Origin of the sequence: Kribbella sp. VKM Ac-2568, from assembly GCF_004345365.1 — a bacterium.
GTDB lineage: Bacteria > Actinomycetota > Actinomycetes > Propionibacteriales > Kribbellaceae > Kribbella > Kribbella orskensis.
This window is the reverse complement of record NZ_SLVF01000008.1, coordinates 238861-263985: the sequence shown is the minus strand read 5'-3', so window position 1 is coordinate 263985 and position 25125 is coordinate 238861. Positions and strand designations below refer to the sequence as shown.

The following is a 25125-nucleotide window of genomic DNA, read 5'->3' as shown; positions in this document are numbered from 1 at the left end:
CGATCCGGCTCGGGGCTACTTCTTCTCGTCCTGGTCGTCTGCCTCGCGCAGTTCCTCGGGCAGTTCGTCGTCATCCACCTCGCGCAGGTCGTCCGGGAGGTCGTCGTCGGCGTCGCGGAGTTCCTCGGGGAGATCGTCGTCGTCCGTTTCGCGGAGTTCTTCCGGGAGGTCGTCATCGTCGAAGTGCTCGGCGGGGATCTCCTCCGACTGGGTCACCGACTCGGGCTTGATGGCGTTGCGGAGGCGGCCGAGGATGCGGTCGGCCTCGGTGCCGAAGGGGTTGTCGTTGACCAGGTAGGTCCAGGTCGCCGTCGGCCGCGGTACGCCGGAGGCTGCCTCGTCCAGGCCGTCCTCGGTGATCTCGGCCTCGGTGAACGTCTCCGCCGCTTCCTTCCAGGCGTCCGCGATCAGGTTGTCGAAGGAGGCGATCGCCGACTTGTTGAACTCGTCGATCGGCTTCAGGTGCACGATGCCGCCGGCCAGGGACCGCAGATGGATGCCCTCGCGCAGATCGGCGAGGTACGCCAGGTGATCGGTCCACTTCCGGTCCAGGTGGTGCAGCGCGATCTTGCGGGCCGCGTCCTTGACCTTGTCCTCGCCGATCTCCTCGACCAGTTCGTCGTACCGCTCCTTGGCCCGCTCGGCGAGCTCATCGGCGGCGAGATCCTCGGTCAGCACCTTCTCGCGGGTGTCGAGCAGGATCGCCCGCTGCTGTCCGGTCAGCCGGTGGTACGACCACGTTGTGCGGTGCAGCTCGGCGTTCGCGCCGTCCGCGACGCGCTGGGAGTGCTCGAGCGTCCCGATCGCCTTGCGGTCGGTGAGTCGCCCGTTCTCGTCCGGCGACGGCCGCAGCCCCGACGTCACGGAGTACCGGGTGACGAGCTCGTCGGCGAGGCTGGCGAAGAACAGCGAGCCGCCCGGGTCGCCCTGGCGGCCGGCGCGACCGCGCAGTTGGTCGTCCAGCCGGCGTGAGGCGTGCAGACCGGTGCCGATCACGTACAGGCCGCCCAGCTCGACCGCCCGGTCCTTGTCGTGCGACTCGTCCCGTCCGCCGAGCCGGATGTCGGTACCACGGCCGGCCATCTGCGTCGACACGGTCACCGTCTCCGGCACACCCGCCTCGGCGACGATCGCGGCCTCTTCGGCGTCGTTCTTGGCGTTCAGTACGACGTGCGGCACCTCGGCCGCCTCGAGCAGATCGCTCAGCTGCTCGGACTCCTCGACGCTGTGCGTGCCGATCAGGATCGGGCGGCCGGTCTCGTGCACCTCGGCGATGTGCTCGACCAGCGCCTTGTTCTTCTGCTCGACGGTCAGGTAGAGCCGGTCCTGCTCGTCGACGCGGACGTTCGGCTTGTTCGGCGGGACGACCGCGACCTCGACCTTGTAGAACTCCTGCAACTGCTCGCCGACCACAACCGCAGTACCGGTCATTCCGCACAGGGTCGGGTAGCTGCTGACCAGCGCCTGCACGGTGATGCTGTCGAGGACCTCGCCGGAGTCGCTGACCGGCACGGCCTCCTTCGCCTCGACCGCGGCCTGCAGGCCGTCGGGCCAGCGCTGCAGCTTGGCGATCCGGCCGCGGCTGTTGTTGATCAGGTTGACCTTGCCGTCGCGGACCAGGTAGTCGACGTCCTTGCGCAGCAGCACCTCCGCGTGCAGCGCGACGTTGATCTGGGTCAGCTGCTCGAGGTTCTCGTCCTCGTAGAGGTTGATGCCGCCGAGGTGCTCCTCGACCTTGTCCGTGCCCTTGTCGGTCAGCGCGACCGTACGGCCGTCGCCGTCGATCTCGTAGTCGATCCCGGCTCGCAACGTGCGGACCAGGGCGACGACGTCGTCGTCCAGCTCCTCGGTCCGGGTCGCGCCCGCGAGCACCAGCGGCACCCGGGCCTCGTCGATCAGCACCGAGTCGGCCTCGTCGACCAGCGCCACGTCCGGCTTGACCGTCACCCGGTCCGCGACGTCGTCGACCAGCCGGTCCCGCAGTACGTCGAACCCGAGCTCGCTGACCGGGGCGTAGCAGACGTCCGCCTGGTAGGCCTCGCGGCGCTCCTCCGGGGTGGACGCCTGGCCGATGTAGCTGACGGAGATGCCGAGCAGCTTGTAGACCGGGCCCATCCACTCGGCGTCGCGGCGGGCCAGGTAGTCGTTCACAGCCATCACCTGGACGCGGTGGCCGCCCATCGCGTACCCGGCGGCGGCGAACGCGCCGGCCAGGGTCTTGCCCTCACCGGTGGCCATCTCGACGATCCGCCCGCGCAGCAGCGCCAGCGCGCCGACGATCTGACCGTCGAAGGCTCGCTCGCCGATCGCCCGCTTGCCCGCCTCGCGAGCCAGCGCGAGGAACTCGATCAGGTCGTCCTCGTCGAGCGCCTTGGGCTTGCGCATCTCGGTGACGACCTCGGTGAGCTCGTCGTCGGTCAGCTCCTGGAGCGACTCCTCGGCCGCAGCGACCAGAGCCGTCAGCTTCTCGTACGGGCCTAGGTCGATCGAGCCGGGGCGCTGCAGAAGCCGGCGGAAGCGCGAGGTCAGTTTCATGGCCATGATCTCCGCAACGTACAACCTCGGCCGCTCGTTCCGCGCACCGGCCCGGGGCGAGTCAGACGGAGAACTGGTATGGCGTGGTGGTGGTGGTGACCGCGTGCAGGCCGAGCTTCTGCAGGATCGGGCGGGAGTCCTCGGACGCGTCCACCCGGAGGAAGTCGTACCCGCGGTCCTTCGCGATCCGCGCCCGGTGCGCCAGGATCGCGCTGTACAACCCCTGCCGCCGCCACTCCGGCAGCGTCCCGCCGCCCCACAGGCTCGCGAACCCCGTCCCCGGGTGGAACCGGATCCACGCGGCCGTCAGCGCGGGTCCGTCCGGCCCGGCGAGCGTGTCCTCGATCAAGGTGACGACCAGCCGGTCGGGGAACATCCTCGACTCGTTCGCCAGCCGGTCCTCGATCCGCTCCAGCCCGTTGTTCCAGAGCGTGTCCATCAGTACGGCGATCCGGTGGAAGTCGGCCTGGTCCTGCACGTCGCGCAGCCGCACCTTCGACGGCAACGCGCTGGGCCGCTCCAGGATCCGGTCCACCTCGCCGAGGATGAGCGTCTCCGGCTCCTCCGCCACGAACCCGGCCCGGACCAGCCGCTCCCCCAGATCCGCCGGCTCGTCGTACGCGTAGGTCTTCCACTCGAACGACAACCCACGCTCGCGGAAGAACTCGATCTGGCCGGCGATCACCGCGTCCGGATCGTCGCCGAGCCCGCGCGGCGTCTCGACGAATCCGCCGCCACCCGGCCCCTCGGCGTACGAGCGATGCACGAGGCCGTCCAGTTCCTGCTTCCAGCCGGGAATGGTGTCGGCGTCCGGCAGGCGGATGCGTCGGTGGAACACGTCGAGAAGCTCATCAGGTGTCATCAGGGGCCATCTTGTCCGCTGCGACCACTGGTGAGAACGCGACCCGCGAACTGGGTTGCGAACGAACACCAGGCCTGTTCGAATGGACAGGTGAACAGTGAGGAACGCCTGAGGTTCGTCGTCGAGGAGCTGGCCCGCACCGGCCGGGTCGGGGTCGCCGAACTCGCCCACGACACCGGCACGTCGGAGATGACGATCCGCCGCGACCTGGACCTGCTGCAGAGCCAAGGACTGGTACGCCGGGTCCGGGGCGGCGCGGTCGGTGTCGCGCTGCGGGGCGAAGTGATCCCGTTCACGCTGCGCGACAAGCAAGGCAAGGAGGTCAAGCGCCGACTGGCCGCCGCCGTCGCCGAGCTGATCAGCGACGGTGAGGCGATCGCCCTGGACAACGGAACCACCTGCCTCGCGGTGGCGCGCGAACTCTCCGGCCGCGCGATCACGGTGATGCCGTTGTCGCTCCACTCGGCCGTGGTGCTCGGTGACTCCGCCCGGACGAAGCTGATCATGCCCGGCGGCGAAGTCAGCTCGCCCGAGCTCGCGTCGTACGGCGCGACCGCCGAGGCCGGAGTACGAGGGATTCATTTCGACACGGCGGTGGTCAGCAGTTGTGCGGCGCTGCCGGCGCACGGGCTGACCACGAACACGCTCGCGGACGCGGCGATGAAGCGTGCGCTGATCGAGTCGTCGGCGCGGGTGGTGCTCGCGATCGAGTCCGCGAAGCTCGAGCGGACCGCGATGGTGACCGTGGCCGGACCTGACGCCGTCGACGTGCTCGTGACCGACGCAGACGCCGACGCCGAGGCGCTCGAGGTCTATCGATCCGCTGACGTCGAGATTCGGCTCGCCTGATGACGGCCACGGACACTCCGCCGGTGATGTCGACCCGGACCGCAGCTGTCGCGGTCGGGCTGCTGTTCATCACCAATGGCGCTCTGATCGGTGGGGTCGGCGGCTCGCTGCCGGCTCTGCGCGAGCGGCTCGACGTCAGCGCTTCGGGCCTGTCCCTGCTGCTGTTCTGCCTGGCCGCCTCGGCTGTCATCTCCATGCAGATCGGTGGACGGCTTGCGGACAAGATCGGCGCCCGGCCGGTCGCGCTCTGCACACTCACCCTGCTGGCCGCCGGAGTCGGCCTGCTCGCCCTCACCTCATCGTTGCCCTGGGCAATCGTCGCGATGGTGCTGGCCGGGCTCGGCAACGGCGCGATGGACGTGGCGATGAACTCGCTCGGCGTCGAAGTGGAACAAGCCCGGCCGAAGCCGATCATGAGCCGGTTCCATGCGTTCTGGAGCCTGGGCAACCTGACCGCGGCCGGCACGATCGTGCTGATCGCGCGCATCTTCGACCGGACCGGCGGCGGGAACGTCGGGCCGGCGCTCGGCACCCTCTGCATAGCCGGGCTGATCTCGACCGCGGTCTGCTTCCGGATCGTACCGGTCGGCCGGAAGATCGAGCACAAGTTGGACGGCGTCCGGACCGCGATCCCCCGGCTGGCCTGGGCGCTCGGGCTGATGGCGTTCTGCTTCGGCCTCGCCGAGGGCACAGCCGTCGACTGGTCGTCCGTCCATGTCACCGACGTGGCCAAGATCGACCCGTCGACCGGAGCACTCGGTCTGGTCGCGGTCAGTGGCTTCATGGTGATCATCCGCTTGCTTGGCGACCAGGCTGTCGCACGCGTCGGGCGTCGCGCTGTGGTCCGCGTCGGTGCGATCACGGCGATCGCCGGCTACCTGGTGACGGTCTTCACCCAGCCGCTGCCCTTGCTGCTGGTCGGCTGGGCGCTTGTCGGCCTCGGGGTCGGACTGGTCGCCCCACAGGTCTACGCGGTCGCGGGCCACGTCGGCGGTGGTCGCATGCTCGCGATCGTGGTGACCTTCGGATACGCCGCTTTCCTCGTCGGGCCGGCCATCATCGGCCAACTGGTCGAGCACTTCGGCGTCCAGCACGCGATGGTTCTGCCGCTGGTCCTGTCCGGCTGCCTGGTCGCGGTTTCGGGCGTTCTGCCCCGGGATGACTGATCGCCGTGGGTGCTCACTCGGGCACCTGAAATTACCGATGGATTATGTCAACTCAGGTCCCCCGAAACGCATCTAACAGTTGTCTCTAAGGGGGGACATCATGAAGCACTTCCACACCATCCGTAATCCGCTCCACCGACCGATCCGCACCGCCTTCGCCGTCCTGGCGATCGCCGCAGTTCCGGCGGCCGCGATCGCTGTGCCGGCACTCGCCGGCCAGACGACGACGTCCAGGACGACGGCCACCATGGCCGCCGCCACCACCAAGTGCCCGACCGGCTGGGGCTCGTTGCTCGAGGCAAACAACAAGATGAGCGCCGCCAAGCTGACGAACGTCCGGACCGGACGGCACGCCTGTTTCGACCGGATCGTCTTCGACCTCGCGGGCAAGCCGACGGGGTACCACGTGTCGTACGTGAAGAACGTCTACACCGACGGTCAGGGTGCTCTCGTCCCGCTCCGCGGTGGCGCCAAGCTCCAGTTGGTCGTCCGCGGCGCGGACTACAACGACGCGGGCGTCTCGACCTACAACCCGGCGAACCGACGTGAACTGACGAACGTCACCGGCTACCAGACCTTCCGCCAGGTCGCCTACGCCGGAAGCTTCGAAGGCCAGACCACGATCGGGCTGGGAGTCCGCGCCCGCCTCCCGTTCCGCGTCATCACCCTCACCGGCCCCGGCAACACCAGCCGCGTGGTCGTCGATGTCGCCCATCGCTGGTAGTCACCCCCACCCCCACCTGGGCCTGCCGTCCCCCCACGGCAGGTCCAGCCGCGGTCAGAGGGTGCGGTTGAGGAGGTCGAAGAAGGTGTTGCCGAGGAGTAGTTCGTAGGGGGCTTTGAGGAGTTTGGCGAGTTCGGCGACATCGGTGGGGGTCCAGGACCAGGCGTTGATGGCGCCGGCGATGAACAAGGGTGACTTGCCGTCCCAGTCGGCGATGTGGGCGTCCAAGGCGGCCTTGTACTCCGCGGCCTTGCCGGGCGGGGAGAAGTTGCCGATCACGGGGATACCGCCACGGCGTACGAGCAGGTCGCCCGCTTCCCAGGACTGGATGATGCCGCGGAGCGGGGTGTGCTCGGCGTACGAGCGGCCGATCTCCTCGGAGAACGGCACCCACCTCTCGTTCTCGCGGTGGTTGTAGGCGTAGACGAGATCCATACCGGTACTGCGCATGAACCGCCCCGACAGCTTCATGTACTCGTCGACCTCATCCGCCGGCCAGGCCCCTGGGTAGGTGTAGCCGGCTCCGGACGGCCCGCAGATCAGCAGGTCGTTCTTGGTCGCGGTGCGCTGGTAGTGGCTGAACAGCGCCGGACCGACCTCCGCGAGCAACGGGCTGACGGTCCAGTTGACCGGCGCCTCACCGCGGTGCGGGTCGTCCCACAGGTCACGCATGTGCCGCTGGCAGTACTGCACGTTGTCGCCCTCGCCGAAGGTCAGCGTCAGGAATACCTTGTTCCCGGGCTTGGCCGGAGTCAGCTTGCGGACCTTGTCGGAGATCGGCGCGGACACCCCGGAGTGCACGGTGCCGTTCATGTAGAAGTCCGCCGGCAACACCTCCACACCGCCTTGCGCGGCGAGATCGACACCACTCCACTCCCCCGCGACGTCGTTGGAGAACCAACCGGCGTACGGCGTGGTGGGCGCCACCTTGTCGAAGTGCTCCTTGAGCAGGTCGCCGGTCGGGCCGTTCGGCGGCAGCCAGCTGACGAGGGCCTTCGTCGCGACCACGTAGTCCCGGAAGTACGGGAAGGCCTCGACGCGGGTGGGCGCGGTGTCGGTGGCCGTGACCAGGTACTGGTTCCACATCTCGACCGTGACGGTCAGGGAGGTGGTCCCGGCCGGCGGCGTGAACTTGTAGATGAAGTAGCCGCCGCCGTCGCTGAAGCGGTTGCCCTCGCCGCCGATCGAGGAGTTCAGTCCGTCGAAGAGGAACGGCGCCTCGGCGTCCGTGCCGGGTAGGAAGTTCGCGATCTCGACGCCGTTCGCCTTGGCCGAAACCGAGGCCACCGAGGCACCCCAGCCGTCGTCGCCGAAGGAGTCCCCGAAGCGGACGTACACGGCCTCCTTGCCGAGCGCGGGCGACACGTCGAGCGTGTAGCTGCCGCGGTTCGACGAGTCACGGATCTGCCGGGTCTCACGGGCGATCTCGTGCCAGGTGAGGTTCTCGGCCTGGACCACCATCGTCGGCGGCAGCCCGGTGAGGAGCTGGTGAGTGCACCGCGGGAAGAGGTTCTCCAGCTGCCAGCGATACGTCTTCACCCGGTCGCCGTCGAACTTCCCGCGCAGGTCCTGGACGATCCGCAGTCCGTACGCCTTCGCCTGCGCGGCATCCGCGACCACCGCGTTCTCCAGGCCGGCCAGGGTGGTCGCCACGTTGAGCGAGTCGGGCACGTCCGGGTCGTGGACGATCGCGCCACTCACGCGATGCCGGTACTTCGCGACCAGCCCGAGCGGATCGGCGTACCGGGTCGTCGGGATCCCGGTGTCCCTGAGCCAGCGGGCGTCCACGCCGTCCGGACCGCCCGGTGAGAAGAGGAAGTACAGCTCCGGGCTGCTGCGGTTGACGACACCCTGCAAGGTGGTGAGCAGGGTCTGGTCGCCGCCGCTGAGCTTGCTGACATCGCCGTAGTGCAGGTGTTTCGGCCTGCCGAAGGCCGGCAGCAACCGGCCGGCGGCGGCATCACCAGTGCCACCGGCTCCGGCCGCCACGGCGGACTGGCCCGGGATCAACCCGAACCCGCCGGCCGTCAGGGCGCCGGTACCCGCCAGGAACGTTCGTCTCGACACCATCGTGACCACTCCCCTGTGGTTGACATCGCTGTCAAATGACGGGGAGATTAGCCACCTTCACTCCTCGTGTCGAGAACTCGGACAACGTTGTCGGCAAATTACCGCCAACTTGCTTGGAATCGTTTCCGTCCGGAACCGGTCAACCGACTTCGCGCAGCTCCGGGATCACCAGGCTTCGTTGAGAACCCGGGTGGCCTCGGCGATGCTGAGACCCGCCCGTCGCGCGGCCCGGGCGAACACGGTCGCCGCCGCGCGCGTCTCCTCGTCGTCGACCTGGCTGCGCGACGCCAGCACGAACGTCCCGTTCCGCCCGCGCGTCTCCACCAGCCGGTCCGCTTCCAGCTCCTTGTACGCCCGCGCGACCGTGTTGACCGCGAGCCCCAGATCGCCGGCCAGCTGCCGGACCGTCGGCAACCGCGTCCCCTGCGCCATTTCTCCCCGCCGGATCAGCTGCTCGATCTGCTGCTTCACCTGCTCGTACGGCGGCCGGGAGGCGGCCGGATCCACCGAAATGATCATCCGACCACCCGCTGCGAACGCCGCAGCCCCCACTTCGTACCCGACATCAGCTTCGCCACTCCCATGACTCCCCGGGTTGTTTGTGTCAACTGTATTGATACAAACAACCCGGAGTCAAGCACTGCCGGAAGGTCAGGCGAAGTCGTCCGGGCTGTAGGGCTTCTCCTCGATCAGGACGAGCCAGTTGCCGGAGTTGTCGCGCAGCACGGCCTCCACGCCGTACGGGCGGTCTGAGGGTTCCTGGATGTACTCGACGCCTTTGGCGACCAGTTCGTCGAAGGTCTTGCGGCAGTTGTCGACGCGGATGCCGAAGCCGTGCATCGACCCCTTCGCCATGATCCGGCGGATCGACTCGGCCGACTCCTCGTCCATCGGCGGGCCGGGCTTCATCAGCGCCAGCCGGAGCTCCGGGTGGTCGGCCTGATAGACGGTGCACCAGTGGAAGTCCGGCAGCTTGATGTCCTCCTTCAGCACGAACCCCAGCTTCTCGGTGTAGAAGACCTTGGACTCGTCGATGTCGTTCACATAGACGGTCACCAGGCTGACGTTGGTGATCACGGTTCCTCCTCGTCGTCGCGGTCGGTACGACGGTAGGGCTGCGGTGACCCCGCGCGCTTCTCCGGAATTGCTGAGTTCAGTCCGAGCATGAACACGAAGCAGCCGGGGATCCTCGGCCCCGCCTGGGTCCGCTGGTACTGCGACGGGCTGACCCCGACCAACTCGGCGAACCGCCGGGAGAACGAGCCGAGGCTGCTGTACCCGACCAGTCCGCAGACCTCCGTCACAGTCAGGTTGGTGGCCCGGAGCAGGTCCGCGGCACGCTCGATCCGGCGGCGGGTGACGTACTGCATCGGGGTCTCGCCGTACTCCGCGGCGAAACAGCGCAGGAAGTGGTACTTCGAGACGCCCGCCGCCGCGGCCAGTCCGGCCAGGTCGAGCGGCTCCGCATAGTTGCGATCAGCAACATCCCGGGCACGGCGCAGGTGCGGCAGCAGTTCGATCGGAACCTGAGCGATCGTCACCCCCCGACTCTGCCACGCCGGCCGCCCGCTACCCCAGGGTTCGGTAAGGTCAGATCTTGTATACGATCAACCGTTTCGCGCCGGCGTCCGGTCCAGGTCAGGCCGGCTCGAGCCGTGGGCGCAGGGAGCTTCGGACGCTGAGCACGTGGTGGCGGGCGGCAGCCTCGGCGAGGTCGGGGTCGCCGGCCTCGATCGCCGCGATCAGGCCGTGGTGCTCGGACCAGGCCGACGGCGTCTGCAGTTGGGCGTTCTGGCGCAGTAGCCACTGGCCGCGCTTCACCATCGGGATCGCGATCGCGATCAGGTAGTCGTTCCGGGTCATCTCGAAGATCAGCGAGTGCAGTTCGGTGTGCAGAGTCGCCAGCGTGTCGCGGTCCTGGTCCGGGCCGGACTCGTTCACCAGGTCGAGAATCGCCCAGGCTCTCGTGAGTAGGCCGGTTTCAGGCTCCTCGGCGGAGGCAGCGAGCCGAGCACCGAGGGGCTCCAGGGCCAATCGGACATGGAAGAGGTCGTCGGCCTGGCGCGCGGTCAGCTTGGCCACGAAGGCCCCCCGGCGGGACACCACGTCGAGGAATCCCTCCGCCTCCAGCACCCGCATCGCCTCGCGGATCGGGTTGCGCGACACGCCCAACTGCTGAGCCAGCCGATCCTCCACCAGCCGATCCCCCGGCTTCAGCGAACCTTCCAGGATCAACCGGCGCAGCTCTGCCGCCACCACGTCACGCAGCGGCAGATGGCTGTCCCCCACGAGCACCGAGTTCGAAGTCACCCGGTCTATCGTATACGAAGCACCCCTTCGGCCAGAGCTGGAACAACTTTCGCTTCCTGGCGAATGTCTGGACAGCGGGGAAGGCGTCCACGAGGGTCGTCGGCATGGTGATACCGAACAGAGTGGGCCAGGGCGGCAGCGGACCCGGGCCGATCAGTCCCGACGGGAGCCCGATCGAGATGTACGAGCGCGCGGAGGCTCGGGGCGAGGACCAACTCATCAACGCTGTGATCTCCCCGGGGAGCAGCATCCTCGAGCTCGGCTGCGGCACCGGCCGGATCACCCGGCCGCTCCTCGCCCTGGGCCACCAGGTGCTCGCCGTCGACGAATCACCCGAACATGGTCGCCCGGATCACCGAGACGGAGACCCTGTGCTCGACGGTCGAGGACCTGCGCCTGGACCGCCGGTTCGACCTGGTGCTGATGATGTCGTTCCTGATCAACGTCCCTGACGACGATGCCCGCCGTGGCCTCCTGGACACCTGCGCGCGGCATGTGAAGCCCGACGGCACGGTGTTGCTCCAGCAGCACGACCGGCGCTCCTTCGCGCAGAACGCAGTACTGGAGCGGGAGAACCACCGGCTTGTGATCTCCGACGTCCAGCAGCTACCCGGTGACCGGCAGTCGGCCACGATGACCCACACCGTCGGCGAGGAGACCTGGTCCCAGCACATCCTGGTCCAGAACCTCAGCGAGCAGCAGCTCACCGATCAGTTGTGCGCTTCCGGGCTGGACCTGGTCGACTATCTGACGCCTGATCAGACCTGGATCCGGGCGAGGCCTCAGCAAACCGCGGCAACCTGATCCAGACCCGCGGACCCTGTTGGGTATGACCATGACCTCGAGCAGGCAGGACAAACCTCCGCCTGCCGCGCCGCCCGCGGGTCCACCCGGACCGACCGACCACGAGTTGTGGGAAGCACTGCGCCGCCACGAGCCGGAGGCCCTCGGCGATCTGTTCAGCCGGTATGCCGGAGTCGTGCACGCATACGCGGTTCGTCATACCGGCAGTTACGGATTCGCCGACGACGCGGTACAGGCGACCTTCATCACCGTGTGGCGGCAGTTCACCCGGTCGGATCCGGGCCCGCTCGTGCACGGCACGGCCAGGGCTTGGTTGCTCACGATCGCCCGCAACGAACTGCGCAACACGACCCGGGCCAGGCGCCGGCTCGCGCAGTTCATCAGCCGCCAGCATCCCCTTCACCATCCGGACCACGCCGAGGCTGTCGCCGCCCGGGTGGACTCCGAGAAGCGGATCCAGACGGTCCGCCAGGCACTGTCGAAGTTGCCCGCTCACGAGCGCGAGACAGTCGAGCTCGTGTACTGGGCGGACCTGCCTGTCGCCGAAGCGGCCGTAGTACTGGGGGTCGCCGAAGGGACCGTGAAGTCGCGGCTGTCCCGGGCCCGGCGCCGCCTGCCCGCACTGCTGGACCAGACCGGACCGGAGGAGACCCGATGAACCTCACCACCCCACCCCCGGTCGAAGAACTCGACCCTGACTACGCGGACCGAGTCCGCGGCCGGCTCGTGGAGGACGCATGGGGCAGCCGGCGCCACCGGTCCGTCTGGGTCCCCGCGCTGGCCGCTGCCTGCGGAATCGCGGTGATCACGATCGGCGTCGTGGTCCTGACCCGGACTGGCGGTGATGGGTCGGGCGGCGACGGATCCGGTGTCGCCTCCGCGCCCGCGACGATCACGCCAAGCCCCGCACAGGTACAGAAGGTCCCAGCCGGCAAGTCGCGGCAGGTGTCGCTCGATCTCGGGCCGGCCTCGGGCGCAGAGGCGAAGGCAGCTGCGCGGCAGTGCCTGCAAAAGTCAGCCGCAGCGACAGGGGCGCCGAACCCGGCCACCCCGGCCGATGCCGAGACGGCCACGGTCCACCAGGCTCGCTGGCTGAAGGTTCTCCCGGGTCAGGATGGCGAGCTCCGTCCGGCCAGGGACCGGATGCTGCTGCAGACCTTCACCACCCGGAAGAACGTCTGGGTCGAGTGCCTCGACTCGCAACTGGCAGACATCTTCGACCCGGCCCTGGCCGGCACCTCTCGCGAACGGGCACTGCCGCTGAACGCGGCCGAGCCGATCAACGGAAGCTGGACGATCAGGGACCTGCCGGACGGCCGGTCCACGCTGCTCTTCACCGACTTCACCTTCGTCACCATGCCGGACGTGGCCCGGGTCGAGATCAGGATCCGCTGGACCGGCGGCGCTTCACCTTGGTACGGCGTGGCGGTGGTGGACGGCAGCGGGTACGTCACGGCCTCGCAGCCGGGCGCGATCCACGAGAAGCGCGCGATGGAGATCGACTACCGGACGCTCGACAAGGCCGGCCGCGTCACCTCCAGCGACATCGAGTACGGCTGACTGGTCCTCGGGGATCGCGACGTACGCGACGGTGACGTAGCCACCCAGCTCACAGGGCCATGGCAGCTAACTGCCATGGCCCTGCTACTGCCCGGGAGTGTGGATCAGCCGGCTACTGCTTGGCTTCTGCCTTCTCGCCCTTGGGTTCCGGCTTGGCGTCGACGCCGGCCTCCTTGCGCTGCTCCGGGGTGATCGGCGCCGGCGCCGCGGTCAGCGGGTCGAACCCGCCACCCGACTTCGGGAACGCGATCACGTCGCGGATCGACTCGGTGCCCGCCAGCAGCGCCGTGATCCTGTCCCACCCGAACGCGATCCCGCCGTGCGGCGGCGCGCCGAACTTGAACGCGTCGAGCAGGAACCCGAACTTCTCGGTCGCCTCCTCGTCGGTCAGCCCCATCACCTTGAACACGCGCTTCTGCACGTCCTCGCGGTGGATGCGGATCGACCCGCCACCGATCTCGTTGCCGTTGCAGACGATGTCGTACGCGTAGGCCAGCGCGTTGCCCGGATCCGTGTCGAAGGTCTCCAGCGAGTCCGGCTTCGGCGAGGTGAACGCGTGGTGCACCGCGGTCCATGCCCCCGAACCCACCGCCACGTCACCGGCGGCCGTCGCGTCGTCGGCCGGCTCGAACAGCGGCGCGTCCACGACCCACACGAACGACCAGGCCGACTCGTCGATCAGACCGCCACGACGCCCGATCTCCAGCCGCGCCGCGCCCAGTAGCGCCCGCGAGGTCTTGACCGGGCCGGCCGCGAAGAAGACGCAGTCCCCCGGCTTCGCCCCGACGTGGTCGGCGAGACCCGCGCGCTCCTGCTCCGACAGATTCTTGGCGACCGGTCCGCCGAGCTCCCCGTCCTGGCCGACCAGCACGTACGCCAGACCGCGAGCGCCCCGCTGCTTTGCCCAGTCCTGCCACGCGTCGAGCTGCTTGCGCGGCTGGTCGGCGCCACCCGGCATCACCACGGCGCCGACGTACGGCGCCTGGAAGACGCGGAACGGGGTGTCCTTGAAGTAGTCGGTGCACTCGACCAGCTCGAGGCCCATCCGCAGGTCCGGCTTGTCGCTGCCGAACCGCGCCATCGCCTCGGCGTACGTCATCCGCTGGATCGGCGTCTGCAGCTCGTACCCGGCCAGCTTCCAGACCTCGGCCAGCACCTCCTCGGACAGCGCGATGATGTCGTCCTGGTCGACGAAGCTCATCTCGATGTCGAGCTGGGTGAACTCGGGCTGCCGGTCGGCGCGGAAGTCCTCGTCGCGGTAGCAGCGCGCGATCTGGAAGTATCGCTCCATCCCGGCCACCATCAGCAGCTGCTTGAACAGCTGCGGCGACTGCGGCAGCGCGTACCACGAACCCGGCTGCAGGCGGGCCGGGACCAGGAAGTCCCGCGCGCCCTCGGGGGTGGACTTGGTCAGCGTCGGCGTCTCGATCTCGACGAAGTCGTGCCGGTCGAGCACGTCCCGCGCGGCCTTGTTCACCTTGCTGCGCAGCCGCAGCGCCGACCCCGGGCCCTGACGGCGCAGGTCGAGGTACCGGTACTTGAGCCGGACCTCCTCGTTCACCGGTGTCGCGTGGTGCTCCTCGACCGGGAACGGCAGCGGCGCGGCCTCGTTGAGGATCTCGACCTCCTCGGTGATGATCTCGATCTCACCGGTCGGCAGGTTCGGGTTCGCGTTGCCCTCGGGCCGCGGGGAGACGACGCCGACGACCTTCAGGCAGTACTCCGCCCGCAGGCCGTGCGCGGCGTCCTCGTCCCGGATGACGACCTGGACCGTGCCGCTGGAGTCGCGCAGGTCGATGAACGCCACGCCGCCGTGATCGCGCCGCCGCGCCACCCAGCCCGCCAGCGTGACGGTCTCGCCGGTGTGCTCGGCTCGCAAGGAGCCTGCGGAATGGGTACGGATCACGAGTTCTCCTGAGGGGTTTCGATGCCTGGTCGTACGTCCTGCGCCGGCGGCGTCCAGGTGGCCGGGTCGGCCGGCACCTGCTCGCCGCTGCGGATGTCCTTGACCTCGGGGCCCGTCTCGGTGGAGAACCACACGAACGGGATCCCGCGGCGATCCGCGAACTTGATCTGCTTGCCGAACTTCGCCGCCGCCGGGGCCACCTCGACCGGGATCCCCCGCTGCCGCAGGGCTGCCGCCGTACGCAGCGCGTCACCGCGCTCGTCTTCGTTGTTCAAGGCAACCAGTACTGCGGTCGGCGTGCTGCGGGTGCTCTTCACCAGCCCCTGGCTGAACAACCGGGCGAGCAGGCGGGAGACACCGATGGAGATGCCCACGCCCGGATAGATCGTCTTGCCGTCGCTGGCGAGCGAGTCGTACCGGCCGCCGGAGCAGATCGAACCGTACGACTCGTGGCCGATCAGCTGGGTCTCGTAGACCGTGCCCGTGTAGTAGTCGAGCCCGCGGGCGATCTTCAGGTCGGCGACCAGCAGACCGGGCGCGTGATCGTTGGCCGCGGTCATGATGGCGGCGAGCCGCTCGAGGCCCTCGTTCAGGATCTCGTGCTGCACGCCGAGCGCCCGGACCTGCTCGACGAACGACGCGTCCGTCGCCGAGATCTCCGCCAGCCGGAGCACCTGCTTGGCGGTCTCCGCCGGCAGTCCCGGACCGTCCGTTGCGGTGAGCAACTGGGTCACCTTGTCCGGGCCGATCTTGTCCAGCTTGTCGACGATCCGCAGTACGGCGGCGACGTCCTCGATCCCCAGGCCGCGGTAGAAGCCCTCGGGGATCTGCCGGTTGTTGACCTGGATCCGGAACGGCGGGATGGGCAGCTTGCTGAACGCGTCCGCGATCACCAGCGGCAGTTCCACCTCGTAGTGGAACGGCAGCATGCCATCCCCGACGATGTCGATGTCCGCCTGGGTGAACTCCCGGAACCGGCCCTCCTGCGGGCGCTCGCCACGCCACACCCGCTGGATCTGGTAGCGCCGGAACGGGAACGCGAGCTTGCCGGAGTTCTCCAGCACGTACCGCGCGAAGGGCACCGTCAGGTCGAAGTGCAACCCGAGGCCGGGGCCCTCGTCGTCCGCCGACGCGCCGAGCCGCCGTACGCCGTAGATCTCCTTGTCCGCGTCCTCGCCCTGGTTGGACAGGCGTTCCACCGGCTCGACCGCGCGGGTCTCGATCGACGCGAAGCCGTGCAGCTCGAACGTCTCCCGGATCACGTCGAGGAAGTGCTGCTCGACGATCCGGTCCGCGGGAAGAAACTCGGGGAACCCACTGATGGGGCTGATCTTGCTCACAATTTGGCCTTGCTCATTGCTCTATGTCTCCAGGTCCTGCAAGTAAGGATTGGTCGCCTTCTCCCGGCCGATCGTGGTTTGGCCGCCATGACCCGGCAGGACGACGATCTCGTCGCGCATCGGCAGGATCTTGGTGGCCAACGTATGCAGCATGGTCGGATGGTCGCCGCCTGGCAGATCCGTCCGGCCGATCGACCCGGCGAACAACACGTCACCGGAGAACAAGACGGCGGGCACGGCGCCGTTGTTCTCCGGCCCGTCGTACGGCGTCGTAAAGGTGACCGAGCCCCAGGTGTGCCCAGGGGTGTGGTCCACCGTGAACCGCAGACCCGCGAGTTCGAGGCTCTGGCCGTCCTTGAGCTCGGCGACATCGTCCGGCTCGGCGAACGAGTAGTCACCGCCGAGCAGCATCCGGGCACTCTCCGCACTGATCCCGGCCATCGGGTCGCTCAGCAGATGCCGGTCGTCGGGGTGGATCCAGGCGGTGCTGTCGTAGGCGCCGCAGACCGGGAGGACCGAGAACATGTGGTCGATGTGCCCGTGGGTGAGCAGCACGGCGACCGGCTTCAGCTTGTTCTCCCGGACCACCTCGTCGACCCCCTGGGCGGCGTCCTGCCCGGGGTCGATGACGATGCACTCCGCGCCCTGGCCGGTGGCGACGACGTAGCAGTTCGTGCCCCACGAACCCGCGGGGAACCCGGCGATGAGCACGACAGACCTTCCTGGAACGTTTCGGGACCACCCAAGGCTACCGGTCACGCAGTACCGAGATCGAACCGGATAGCGGCTCGTTCGACGGATTGTGACCGCAACCCCGTTGCGTAGCGCCTGGGAGTTTGTGATTGTTCAGTGATACGCGTGGGGAGAGCTCCCGACGCGCCCGGATTGGCTCTGTCTGCCCGGATTGAACCGGGGACTGACCAGAATGGGCACGAGCGCAGTACATACCGCCGGAAGGGGCGAGTTGTGGCCGAGGAAAGCTGGGGCCGGGTAGCAGAGGACGGAACGGTCTTCGTACGGACCAAGGACGGCGAACGAGCGGTAGGCCAGTGGCCGGACGCCAACCCGGAGGAGGCCCTGGCCTTCTACACCCGCCGATACGACGCTCTCGCCTTCGAGGTGGACCTGCTGGAGAAGCGCGTGCAGGCGGGCACCGTGTCCCCCGACGACGCCCGCGCCGCGGTGAAGAAGGTGACCAGCGCGATCGACGAGGCCCAGGCCGTCGGCGACCTGGACGGCCTGCGGACCCGGCTGGAAGCCCTCACCCCGCTGGTCGCGCAGCAGCGCGAGAAGCGCAAGGCCGAACGCGCCGCCAAGGTCGAGGAAGCCCGCGACGCCAAGACCAAGATCGCCACCGAGGCCGAGACGATCGCCGCCGGCACCGACTGGCGGCACGGGGTCACCCGCCTGCGTGAGCTGCTGGATGAATGGAAGGCGCTCCCCCGGCTCGACAAGTCGAGCGACGACGAACTGTGGCACCGGTTCTCCTCCGCGCGGACGATGTACACCCGGCACCGCAAGCAGCACTTCGCCGAGCTGTCCTCCAAGCGCGACGAGGCCGCCGTGGTGAAGGAACGCCTGGCCGCCGAGGCCGAAGGGCTGTCCTCGTCCACCGATTGGGGTCCGACCTCGGGCCGCTTCCGCGACCTGATGCGCCAGTGGAAGGCCGCCGGTCCGGCGCCTCGCGAGGTGGACGACAAGCTCTGGGCCCGGTTCCGCAGCGCCCAGGACGCCTTCTTCGGCGCCCGCGACGCGGTCCAGGCCGAGGAGAACCAGGAGCAGGTCGCCAACCTCGCCGCCAAGGAAGCCCTGCTGGTGGAGATCGAGGCCATCCTCCCGGTCAAGGACGCCAAGGCCGCCCGCGAGCAGCTCCGCGACCTCCTCGACCGCTGGGACGCCATCGGCAAGGTCCCCCGCGACTCGATGCGCGCCATCGACGGCCGCCTCCGCGCGGTCGAGCAGGCCGTCAAGTCCGCCGAGGACGAGGTCTGGAACCGCAGCAACCCCGAAGCCCGGGCCCGCGCCGAGGCGACGGTCAAGCAACTCCAGTCCCTCATCGCCGACCTGGAGAAGCAGGCCGCCAAATACGAGTCCCAAGGCAACACCCGCAAGGCCACCGAAGCCCGCGAAGCCATCGAAGCCCGCCGAGAATGGCTGACCCAAGCCCAAAACGCCCTCAACGACTTCAGCTGACCAGCGCCTGACCTGTACTCGGGTGGCACATCATCTCCGTCCGCCGCACTGATCTGTGGGGTGCCTACCCAGCGTTCGAGTTGGCCGTCGGAGGCCTTCTCTGCACCGAACCAGGGCTTCCTCGCCGCTGGTGAGTATCGGGGGTTCTCGCACTACGCTCTTCGGGAGGTCCCGTGTTTCGGAAGTCCCGGGTGAGTGGGGTTGATGATGCTGCGGCTTGCGAGTGGGTCGGAGAACTTTCCGTTTGGGTTGGCGACGGTGTGTTATATCGAGGTGGGGGCTGACGGGGGTGTGACGTCTCCGCCGGAAGAGCGCGTGCAGGATCGGGTGCGCCGGGGTGAGAGTCGGCTGTATGCGGTCTGGCCGGGGCATTATCGGAGCGATCTGTTCTTCATCGACGACATCGACGAATACGAGAAGGCGCTCGGGTTGCAGCATGATCCGGTGCGGACGGGGCTGCAGGAGCACAAGCATCAGGTGCGGTGGAGCATCAGCCCGTCGGAGGACCGCCCGACTGGCGCGTATGTGTCGGTGGAGGCGCGTCTGGACTGTGGGTGTGAGGTGAGGGACCTGAGGACCTTCGCCCGCCACATGCGCGACCAACGCGGCTGGGACATCGCCACCACCGCAGCCTGGGACACGTCCAGCCCACCCAAGGACGCGAACACGCGTCCGAAGTACACCTTCCGCATCCGCCGCCGAAGCCTCGCCTGATTTACAAGCTTTTCATTGCGGGTTACTGGGTTACTCGGTAGACGTCGAAGACGCCTTCGACCGAGCGGACTGCCTTCAGGACGTGGCCCAGGTGGGTGGGGTCGCCCATTTCGAAGGTGAAGCGGGATTTGGCTATGCGGTCCCGGGTGGTGGTTAGGGCGGCCGAGAGGATGTTGACGTGGTAGTCGGAGAGGACCCGGGTGATGTCGGAGAGGAGGCGGGCTCGGTCCAGGGCTTCTACCTGGATGGCTACCAGGAAGACGGACTGGGCGGTGGGGGCCCACTCGACCTCGACGATGCGTTCGGGTTGGGTCTGGAGGTTCTCGACGTTGGCGCAGTCGGCGCGGTGGACCGAGACGCCCGCGCCGCGGGTGACCCAGCCGATGATCTCGTCGCCCGGCACCGGAGTACAGCAGCGGGCGAGCTTCGACAGGATGTCTGTGGCGCCCTTGACGATGACGCCGGCGTCGCCGCGGGCGGTGCGCTTGCGGCGCTCGCGCGTCGCCGGGAGCCGAACGCCCTCTGCCAGCTCCTCAGCCGCGCCTTCCTCGCCGCCGTACGTCTCGATCAGGCGCCGTACTACGGCCTGGGCGCTGACGTGGCTCTCGCCGACGGCGGCATACAGGCCGGTGACGTCCGGGTAGCGCAGGGAGTTTGCGACCGCGGTCAGGGTCTCGTGCGACAGCAGACGCTGCAGCGGCAGGCCCTCCTTGCGGAGTTGCTTGGCGATCGCGTCCTTGCCGTGCTCGATCGCCTCGTCGCGGCGCTCCTTGCTGAACCAGTGCTTGATCTTGTTCCGCGCCCGGGGGCTCTTGACGAAGGTGAGCCAGTCGCGCGACGGACCCGCGCCCTGCGCCTTCGAGGTGAAGACCTCGACCACGTCGCCGTTCTCGAGGGTGCTCTCCAGCGGGACAAGCCGGCCGTTCACCCGAGCGCCGATGCAGCGGTGCCCGACCTCGGTGTGGATCGCGTAGGCGAAGTCGACCGGTGACGACCCGGTCGGCAACGACATCACGTCACCGCGCGGGGTGAAGACGTACACCTCGGAGTTGTTGATCTCGAACCGCAGCGAGTCGAGGAACTCCGACGGGTCGGAGGTCTCCCGCTGCCAGTCGACCAGTTGCCGGACCCATGGCATGTCGTTCGGGGCGCCGATCTCGGTGGTCGGCGGGGTGCCCACCTCGGGCGCCGGGGAGTTCGGGTCTTCCTTGTACTTCCAGTGCGCGGCGATGCCGTACTCCGCGCGGCGGTGCATCGAGAAGGACCTGATCTGCAGCTCCACCGGCTTGCCCTGCGGCCCGATCACGGTGGTGTGCAACGACTGGTACATGTTGAACTTCGGCATCGCGATGTAGTCCTTGAACCGGCCGGGCACCGGGTTCCACCGCGCATGCAGCACACCCAGCGCGGCGTAACAGTCCCGGACCGACTCGACCAGCACGCGGATGCCGACCAGGTCGTAGATGTCGCCGAACTCGCGGCCGCGGACGATCATCTTCTGGTAGATCGAGTAGTAGTGCTTCGGCCGCCCGGTGACGGTGGCCTTCACCTTCGCGGCGCGCAGGTCCTCGTGCACCTGGTCGATCACGGACGCCAGATACTCGTCGCGGGACGGGGCGCGCTCGGCGACCAGCCGGACGATCTCGTCGTACACCTTCGGGTGCAGGGTCGAGAACGACAGGTCCTCGAGCTCCCACTTGATCGTGTTCATACCCAGCCGGTGTGCCAGCGGGGCGTAGATCTCCAGCGTCTCGCGGGCGATCCGCTCCTGCTTCTCCTGCCGGAGGAAGCCCAGGGTGCGCATGTTGTGCAGCCGGTCGGCGAGCTTGATCACCAGCACCCTGATGTCCTTGGCCATCGCGACGACCATCTTGCGGATCGTCTCGGCCTGCGCGGACTCGCCGTACTTGACCTTGTCCAGCTTCGTCACGCCGTCGACCAGCATCGCGATCTCTTCGCTGAAGTCCTTGGTCAGCTGGTCGATCGTGTAGTCGGTGTCCTCGACGGTGTCGTGCAGCAGCGCGGCGCACAGCGTCGGCGCGGTCATACCCAGCTCGGCCAGGATCGTGGCCACCGCGAGCGGGTGGGTGATGTAGGCGTCACCGCTCTTGCGGAGCTGGCCGGTGTGGTACTTCTCGGCCGTCCGGTAAGCGCGCTCGATGATCGCCAGGTCGGCCTTGGGGTGGGTCGCACGGACGACCCGGAACAGCGGCTCCAGCATCGGCGCCCGGTTCGGGTGCCGGGTGCCGCCGAGCCGCGCCAGGCGCGCGCGAACCCGGGCCGGCGCTATCCGGGGCGGCTGCGCCGCAGGGGGCGCGGCAGCGGCTGGGGACGGCGAAGGACTGGCCGCCGGGCGGCTCGCGGGCGCGCGCGGAGGCTCATGCGGTACCACGTCCGGCACCGCTGAAGTCATCGCCGGGTCTTCGCCCACGTTGTTTCCCTCCGCCGACAGATCACCAGTCTAGGGGGAAGCCACCAACGCGGCTGACACGGCCTGTGGACAACACGCCGACGGGGTGGGCCGACTGACTTCAGACAGTGACGAGAGCGGTCAACTGCTCCTCCGCGAGCCGCTCCCGGCCCGGCAGGAAGGACAGCTCCAGCAGCACCGTCGTGCCGACCACCTCGGCGCCACAGCGGCGTACCAGCCGGAGGCAGGCCTCGACCGTGCCGCCGGTCGCCAGGACGTCGTCGATCACCAGCACCCGCTCACCCGGAGCGAATGCGTCCTGGTGCACCTCGATGGTGGCCTCGCCGTACTCCAGCGCGTACGACTCCTCGTACGTCGCGGCCGGCAGCTTGCCCTTCTTCCGGACCGGGACGAATCCCGCGCCCAGGGCGAGCGCGACCGGGGCGGCCAGGATGAAGCCACGGGCCTCGATCCCGACCACCTTGTCGACCACGACGTTGCCGTCCTCGTCCTTGCCCGACTCGGCCAGCGCCTGGACCACGTGGGCGAAGCCGTCGTGGTCCGCCAGCAGCGGGGTGATGTCCTTGAACACCACCCCCGCCTGCGGGTAGTCCGGGATGTCCCGGATGCCGGCCTTCAGCACCTCTTCCAGCGAACGCATCACTTACCGCGCTTGGACCGCGGCTTGCGCGTCGGCTGCGGGCGACCCGCGCCGCTGGTCGACTTCACCGGGCGGCTCGAGGCCACCGGCGAACTCGCCTTCGGCCGGTCCTTCTTGGCCGATGCACCCGCCTTGGCTCCGGCAGCGGTCGGCGTATCCGTCGCCACGGTCGCGCCGCCGGTCCCAGCGGCGGCTACCGCCACTGGCTTGCCGACGGCGGTAGTGCCAGTGGCAGCGCGCTTGGCGAGCACCCGGCGGCGCAGCGCCTGCATGCCCGGCTCACGCTCCTTGAAGGTGGCCAGCAGCGCCGGCGCGATGAAGATCGACGAGTACGCACCGACGGCGATACCGATGAACAGCGCCAGCGACAGGTCCTTCAGCGGCCCGGTGCCGAGTACGACGGTGCCGACCACGAGGATCGACCCGACCGGCATCAGCGCGATCAGGGTGGTGTTGATCGACCGGACGATCGTCTGGTTCACGGCCAGGTTGGTCGCGTCGCTGTAGGTGTAGCGGTTCGACCCGGTGATTCCGCGGGTGTTCTCCCGGATCTTGTCGAACACCACGACCGTGTCGTACAGCGAGTAGCCGAGGATGGTCAGTACGCCGATCACGGTGGCGGGGGTGACGTCGAAGCCGATCAGCGCGTAGACGCCGACGGTGATCAGCACGTCGTGCAGCAGCGCGATGATCGCCGCCATCGACGCCTTCGGTTCTCGGAAGTAGATCCAGATCACCGCGAAGACGAGGACCAGGAAGACGATCAGCGCCAGGATCGCCTTGTTCGCGATCTGGGAACCCCAGGAGGCGCCGATCTGGGAGTTGCTCACCTGGTCGGGCGAGACCCCGGCCTCCTTGGCGATGGCGGCCCGGACCTTGGTGATGTCGTCCTGGGCCAGCGGCTTCGTCTGGACCCGGACCTTGTCCTCGCCGATCGTGGTGACGACCGGGTCGCCGAGGTCCTTCGCGTTGGTCGCCTTCACCGCGGACGTGAAGTCGTCGACGGTGCTGCTGGTGACCTTGACGTTCGCCTGGTACTCGACGCCGCCCTTGAACTCGATGCCGAGCGCCAGGCCGCGGGCGAACAGCCCGATCAGCGAGATCGCGATCAGCACCAGCGAGACGGTGAACCACAGTTTCTTATGGCCGATGAAGTCGTAGGAGACCTCACCGCGGTGCAACCTGGCACCGATGGTTCCGAGCTTCGACATCAGACCTCGCCTCCCACGGGCTTGCGCGTCGTCGGCTTGGCCGGACGGGCCGTCGGTTTCATCTGGCCGGGCAGCCGTTCGACGCCCAGATGCTCGGGGTCGAGACCGGACAGCTTGTGCCCGTGACCGAAGAAGTCGGTGCGGGCCAGCAGCGTCACGAGCGGCTTGGTGAAGATGAACACCACGAGCAGGTCGATCAGGGTGGTCAGGCCGAGCGTGAACGCGAAGCCCTTCACGCTGCCGACCGCCAGCACGTACAGCACCACCGCGGCGAGCAACGAGATCGAGTCGGCCGCGATGATGGTGTGCTTCGCGCGCGCCCAACCGGTCTCCACCGAGGAGCGCAGGCTGCGGCCCTCCCGGACCTCGTCACGCAAACGTTCGAAGTAGATGACGAACGAGTCGGCGGTGATACCGATCGCCACGATCAGACCCGCGATTCCGGCCAGTGTCAGGGTGAAGCCGATCGCCTTGCCGAGCAGCACCACGGACGCGTAGGTGAGCAGTCCAGCCACCGTCAGCGACAGCACGACGACGAGCCCGAGGCCGCGGTAGTAGAGGAACGAGAAGAGGACCACCAGGCCGAGGCCGATGAGGCCGGCCATGATGCCCGCGGCCAGCTGGTCGCCGCCGAGTTGCGCAGAGATCGTCTCGACCGAGGAGACGTCGAACGAGACCGGCAGCGCGCCGTACTTCAGCACGTTCGCCAGGTCGCGGGCCTCGGCCTCGGTGAAGCTGCCGCTGATCTCGGCCTGACCGCCGGGGATCGGGTTGTCGACGCTGGGTGTCGAGATGACCTCGTTGTCCAGCACGATCGCGAACAGGTTCTGGCCCTGCGGCAGCTTCGAGATCGCCGTGGTGGCCTTGAGGAACTTGTCACCGCCGTCGCCGGTGAACTTCAGGTTGACCTGCCACTGGAAGCCGCCCTGCGGGATACCTGCGTTGGCGTCCTCGAGGTCGGTGCCCTGCATGATCGCCGGGCCGAGCAGGTACTTCGTCGTCCCCTCGCGGTCACAAGTGATCTGCGGCTGCTTCGGGTCCTCCGACGACGGCTTGTCCCCGCAGGTGAAGGCGGCGAACGCGGCCTGGGTCGCGGCGTCCGGCTGCCACTGCAGCGGGTCACCGGTCACCGGCGGGAGCGACGGCGTGGCGGCCGGAGTACTCGGCTTGGCCGACGGGGTCGGGGTCGGCGTCGGGTCGGCGTCCGCGAGCGCGCTGCTCCAGGCCCGGCCCTTCGGCGTGGCCGAGGTGGACGGCTTGACCGTCGTACCGGCCTTCGGCGTGGTGCTCGGCTTCGGCGTGGTCGACGGCTTCCCGGTCGGAGTCGGCGACGGCGGCGTGGTCGGCGCCGGCGCGCTGGGCTGGCTGCCGTAGACGATCCGGAAGTACAGCAGCGCGGTCTGGCCGACCTGCTTCACCAGGGCGTCCTGGTTGGACCCGGGCACCGCCACGGTGATGTGGTTGGCGCCGGCGGTGGTGATCTCGGCCTCGCCGACACCGGCACCGTTCACGCGCTGCGAGATGATGTTCTTCGCCTCGGACAACTGCTCGGCGGTCACCTGGCCGCCACCGGCCAGCGACTCGGCCGTCAGCGTGATGGTGGTGCCACCACGCAGGTCCAGCCCAAGCTTGGGACTCCAACTCTTGGTGAGGCCCATGATCCCGAACAACAGGACCAGGATGACTCCCAGGACGATCAGGAGTCTCCCGGGGCGGGATGTCGTCGTCGTTGCCACGTCAAATTCTTCCTTGCGCTACAGGGCACGCGCGAGCATCACAGGGACCGCTCGCGCGCCGCACGCCGATTAGG

The 25125-nt window shown here is 68.4% G+C and carries 22 protein-coding genes; 8 read left to right on the top strand and 14 right to left on the bottom strand.

The annotated features are described in order from the left end of the window. Positions 1 to 15 precede the first annotated feature (15 nt). Together secA2 and EV648_RS24495 are read right to left on the bottom strand one after the other, a co-directional pair. Complete coding sequence (gene secA2 / locus EV648_RS24500; protein ID WP_241995564.1) at positions 16 to 2535, bottom strand: accessory Sec system translocase SecA2; 2520 nt, start codon at positions 2533 to 2535, stop codon at positions 16 to 18. A gap of 61 nt (positions 2536 to 2596) precedes the next feature. Further along, positions 2597 to 3397: a GNAT family N-acetyltransferase gene (locus EV648_RS24495; RefSeq protein WP_132296174.1), complete on the bottom strand. Its 801-nt coding sequence runs from the start codon at positions 3395 to 3397 to the stop codon at positions 2597 to 2599. Between the two features lie 90 nt (positions 3398 to 3487). On the opposite strand from EV648_RS24495, the gene EV648_RS24490 reads away from it, so the two are divergent. The 3 genes from EV648_RS24490 to EV648_RS24480 all read left to right on the top strand — a co-directional run bounded on the left by EV648_RS24490 (position 3488) and on the right by EV648_RS24480 (position 6136). Beyond that, on the top strand, positions 3488 to 4246 hold the full coding sequence (locus EV648_RS24490) for a DeoR/GlpR family DNA-binding transcription regulator (protein ID WP_132296171.1): 759 nt from the start codon (positions 3488 to 3490) through the stop codon (positions 4244 to 4246). After that, positions 4246 to 5412, top strand: coding sequence for an MFS transporter (locus EV648_RS24485; RefSeq protein ID WP_241995563.1), 1167 nt, complete (start codon positions 4246 to 4248; stop codon positions 5410 to 5412). Before EV648_RS24490 ends, EV648_RS24485 begins: the two co-directional genes overlap by 1 nt. A 100-nt stretch (positions 5413 to 5512) precedes the next feature. Beyond that, entirely contained in the window at positions 5513 to 6136 is a 624-nt protein-coding gene (locus EV648_RS24480; protein WP_199234791.1) for a hypothetical protein, read from the top strand. A 54-nt stretch (positions 6137 to 6190) separates the two neighbouring features. Here the strand turns inward: EV648_RS24480 and EV648_RS24475 are convergent, their stop codons facing one another. The 5 genes from EV648_RS24475 to EV648_RS24455 form a co-directional block, all read right to left on the bottom strand. Next, positions 6191 to 8206, bottom strand: coding sequence for a GxGYxYP domain-containing protein (locus EV648_RS24475; protein ID WP_132296168.1), 2016 nt, complete (start codon positions 8204 to 8206; stop codon positions 6191 to 6193). 165 nt (positions 8207 to 8371) lie between these two features. Then, a complete protein-coding gene (locus EV648_RS24470; RefSeq protein ID WP_132296165.1) occupies positions 8372 to 8725 on the bottom strand; it encodes a GntR family transcriptional regulator in 354 nt (117 codons plus the stop codon). A 132-nt stretch (positions 8726 to 8857) separates the two neighbouring features. Continuing rightward, positions 8858 to 9283 (bottom strand): VOC family protein, encoded by a 426-nt coding sequence (locus tag EV648_RS24465; RefSeq protein ID WP_132296162.1) that lies wholly within the window; start codon positions 9281 to 9283, stop codon positions 8858 to 8860. After that, complete coding sequence (locus EV648_RS24460) at positions 9280 to 9747, bottom strand: helix-turn-helix transcriptional regulator (RefSeq protein WP_241995562.1); 468 nt, start codon at positions 9745 to 9747, stop codon at positions 9280 to 9282. The genes EV648_RS24465 and EV648_RS24460 overlap by 4 nt, the downstream gene beginning before the upstream one ends. A 97-nt stretch (positions 9748 to 9844) precedes the next feature. Beyond that, the gene (locus EV648_RS24455; protein ID WP_132296159.1) at positions 9845 to 10516 is read right to left on the bottom strand and encodes a GntR family transcriptional regulator; all 672 of its coding nucleotides are present in this window, start codon (positions 10514 to 10516) and stop codon (positions 9845 to 9847) included. 339 nt (positions 10517 to 10855) lie between these two features. On the opposite strand from EV648_RS24455, the gene EV648_RS24450 reads away from it, so the two are divergent. Genes EV648_RS24450 through EV648_RS24440 form a run of 3 tightly spaced genes read left to right on the top strand, consistent with a single transcriptional unit; the run spans position 10856 to position 12880 of the window. Then, positions 10856 to 11320, top strand: coding sequence for a methyltransferase domain-containing protein (locus tag EV648_RS24450; protein WP_132296156.1), 465 nt, complete (start codon positions 10856 to 10858; stop codon positions 11318 to 11320). A 25-nt stretch (positions 11321 to 11345) separates the two neighbouring features. Continuing rightward, positions 11346 to 11978, top strand: coding sequence for an RNA polymerase sigma factor (locus EV648_RS24445; RefSeq protein WP_241995561.1), 633 nt, complete (start codon positions 11346 to 11348; stop codon positions 11976 to 11978). Then, the gene (locus EV648_RS24440; protein ID WP_132296153.1) at positions 11975 to 12880 is read left to right on the top strand and encodes a hypothetical protein; all 906 of its coding nucleotides are present in this window, start codon (positions 11975 to 11977) and stop codon (positions 12878 to 12880) included. The genes EV648_RS24445 and EV648_RS24440 overlap by 4 nt, the downstream gene beginning before the upstream one ends. A 112-nt stretch (positions 12881 to 12992) precedes the next feature. Here the strand turns inward: EV648_RS24440 and aspS are convergent, their stop codons facing one another. Genes aspS through EV648_RS24425 form a run of 3 tightly spaced genes read right to left on the bottom strand, consistent with a single transcriptional unit; the run spans position 12993 to position 16837 of the window. Then, on the bottom strand, positions 12993 to 14786 hold the full coding sequence (aspS, locus tag EV648_RS24435) for an aspartate--tRNA ligase (RefSeq protein WP_132296150.1): 1794 nt from the start codon (positions 14784 to 14786) through the stop codon (positions 12993 to 12995). Beyond that, entirely contained in the window at positions 14783 to 16126 is a 1344-nt protein-coding gene (hisS, locus tag EV648_RS24430) for a histidine--tRNA ligase (RefSeq protein ID WP_132296147.1), read from the bottom strand. Before hisS ends, aspS begins: the two co-directional genes overlap by 4 nt. A 21-nt stretch (positions 16127 to 16147) precedes the next feature. After that, positions 16148 to 16837 carry an MBL fold metallo-hydrolase gene (locus EV648_RS24425; protein ID WP_132296144.1) on the bottom strand — a complete coding sequence of 230 codons (690 nt, stop codon included), beginning with the start codon at positions 16835 to 16837 and terminating at the stop codon, positions 16148 to 16150. A 255-nt stretch (positions 16838 to 17092) separates the two neighbouring features. Between EV648_RS24425 and EV648_RS24420 the strand changes: the two genes are divergently transcribed. Both EV648_RS24420 and EV648_RS24415 read left to right on the top strand, forming a co-directional pair. Then, complete coding sequence (locus EV648_RS24420; RefSeq protein ID WP_132296141.1) at positions 17093 to 18319, top strand: DUF349 domain-containing protein; 1227 nt, start codon at positions 17093 to 17095, stop codon at positions 18317 to 18319. 204 nt (positions 18320 to 18523) lie between these two features. Further along, positions 18524 to 19033, top strand: a complete 510-nt coding sequence (locus EV648_RS24415) for a hypothetical protein (RefSeq protein ID WP_132296138.1) — start codon at positions 18524 to 18526, stop codon at positions 19031 to 19033. Positions 19034 to 19055: 22 nt separating this feature from the next. On the opposite strand, the gene EV648_RS24410 is transcribed toward EV648_RS24415, so the two are convergent. From EV648_RS24410 to secD, 4 genes are all read right to left on the bottom strand, one after another. Next, positions 19056 to 21446, bottom strand: a complete 2391-nt coding sequence (locus EV648_RS24410; RefSeq protein WP_370452737.1) for a bifunctional (p)ppGpp synthetase/guanosine-3',5'-bis(diphosphate) 3'-pyrophosphohydrolase — start codon at positions 21444 to 21446, stop codon at positions 19056 to 19058. A gap of 118 nt (positions 21447 to 21564) precedes the next feature. Then, on the bottom strand, positions 21565 to 22104 hold the full coding sequence (locus EV648_RS24405; protein WP_132188777.1) for an adenine phosphoribosyltransferase: 540 nt from the start codon (positions 22102 to 22104) through the stop codon (positions 21565 to 21567). Continuing rightward, on the bottom strand, positions 22104 to 23315 hold the full coding sequence (secF, locus tag EV648_RS24400) for a protein translocase subunit SecF (RefSeq protein ID WP_132296132.1): 1212 nt from the start codon (positions 23313 to 23315) through the stop codon (positions 22104 to 22106). The genes EV648_RS24405 and secF overlap by 1 nt, the downstream gene beginning before the upstream one ends. Then, complete coding sequence (secD, locus tag EV648_RS24395) at positions 23315 to 25051, bottom strand: protein translocase subunit SecD (RefSeq protein ID WP_199234790.1); 1737 nt, start codon at positions 25049 to 25051, stop codon at positions 23315 to 23317. The genes secF and secD overlap by 1 nt, the downstream gene beginning before the upstream one ends. Positions 25052 to 25125: the final 74 nt, after the last annotated feature.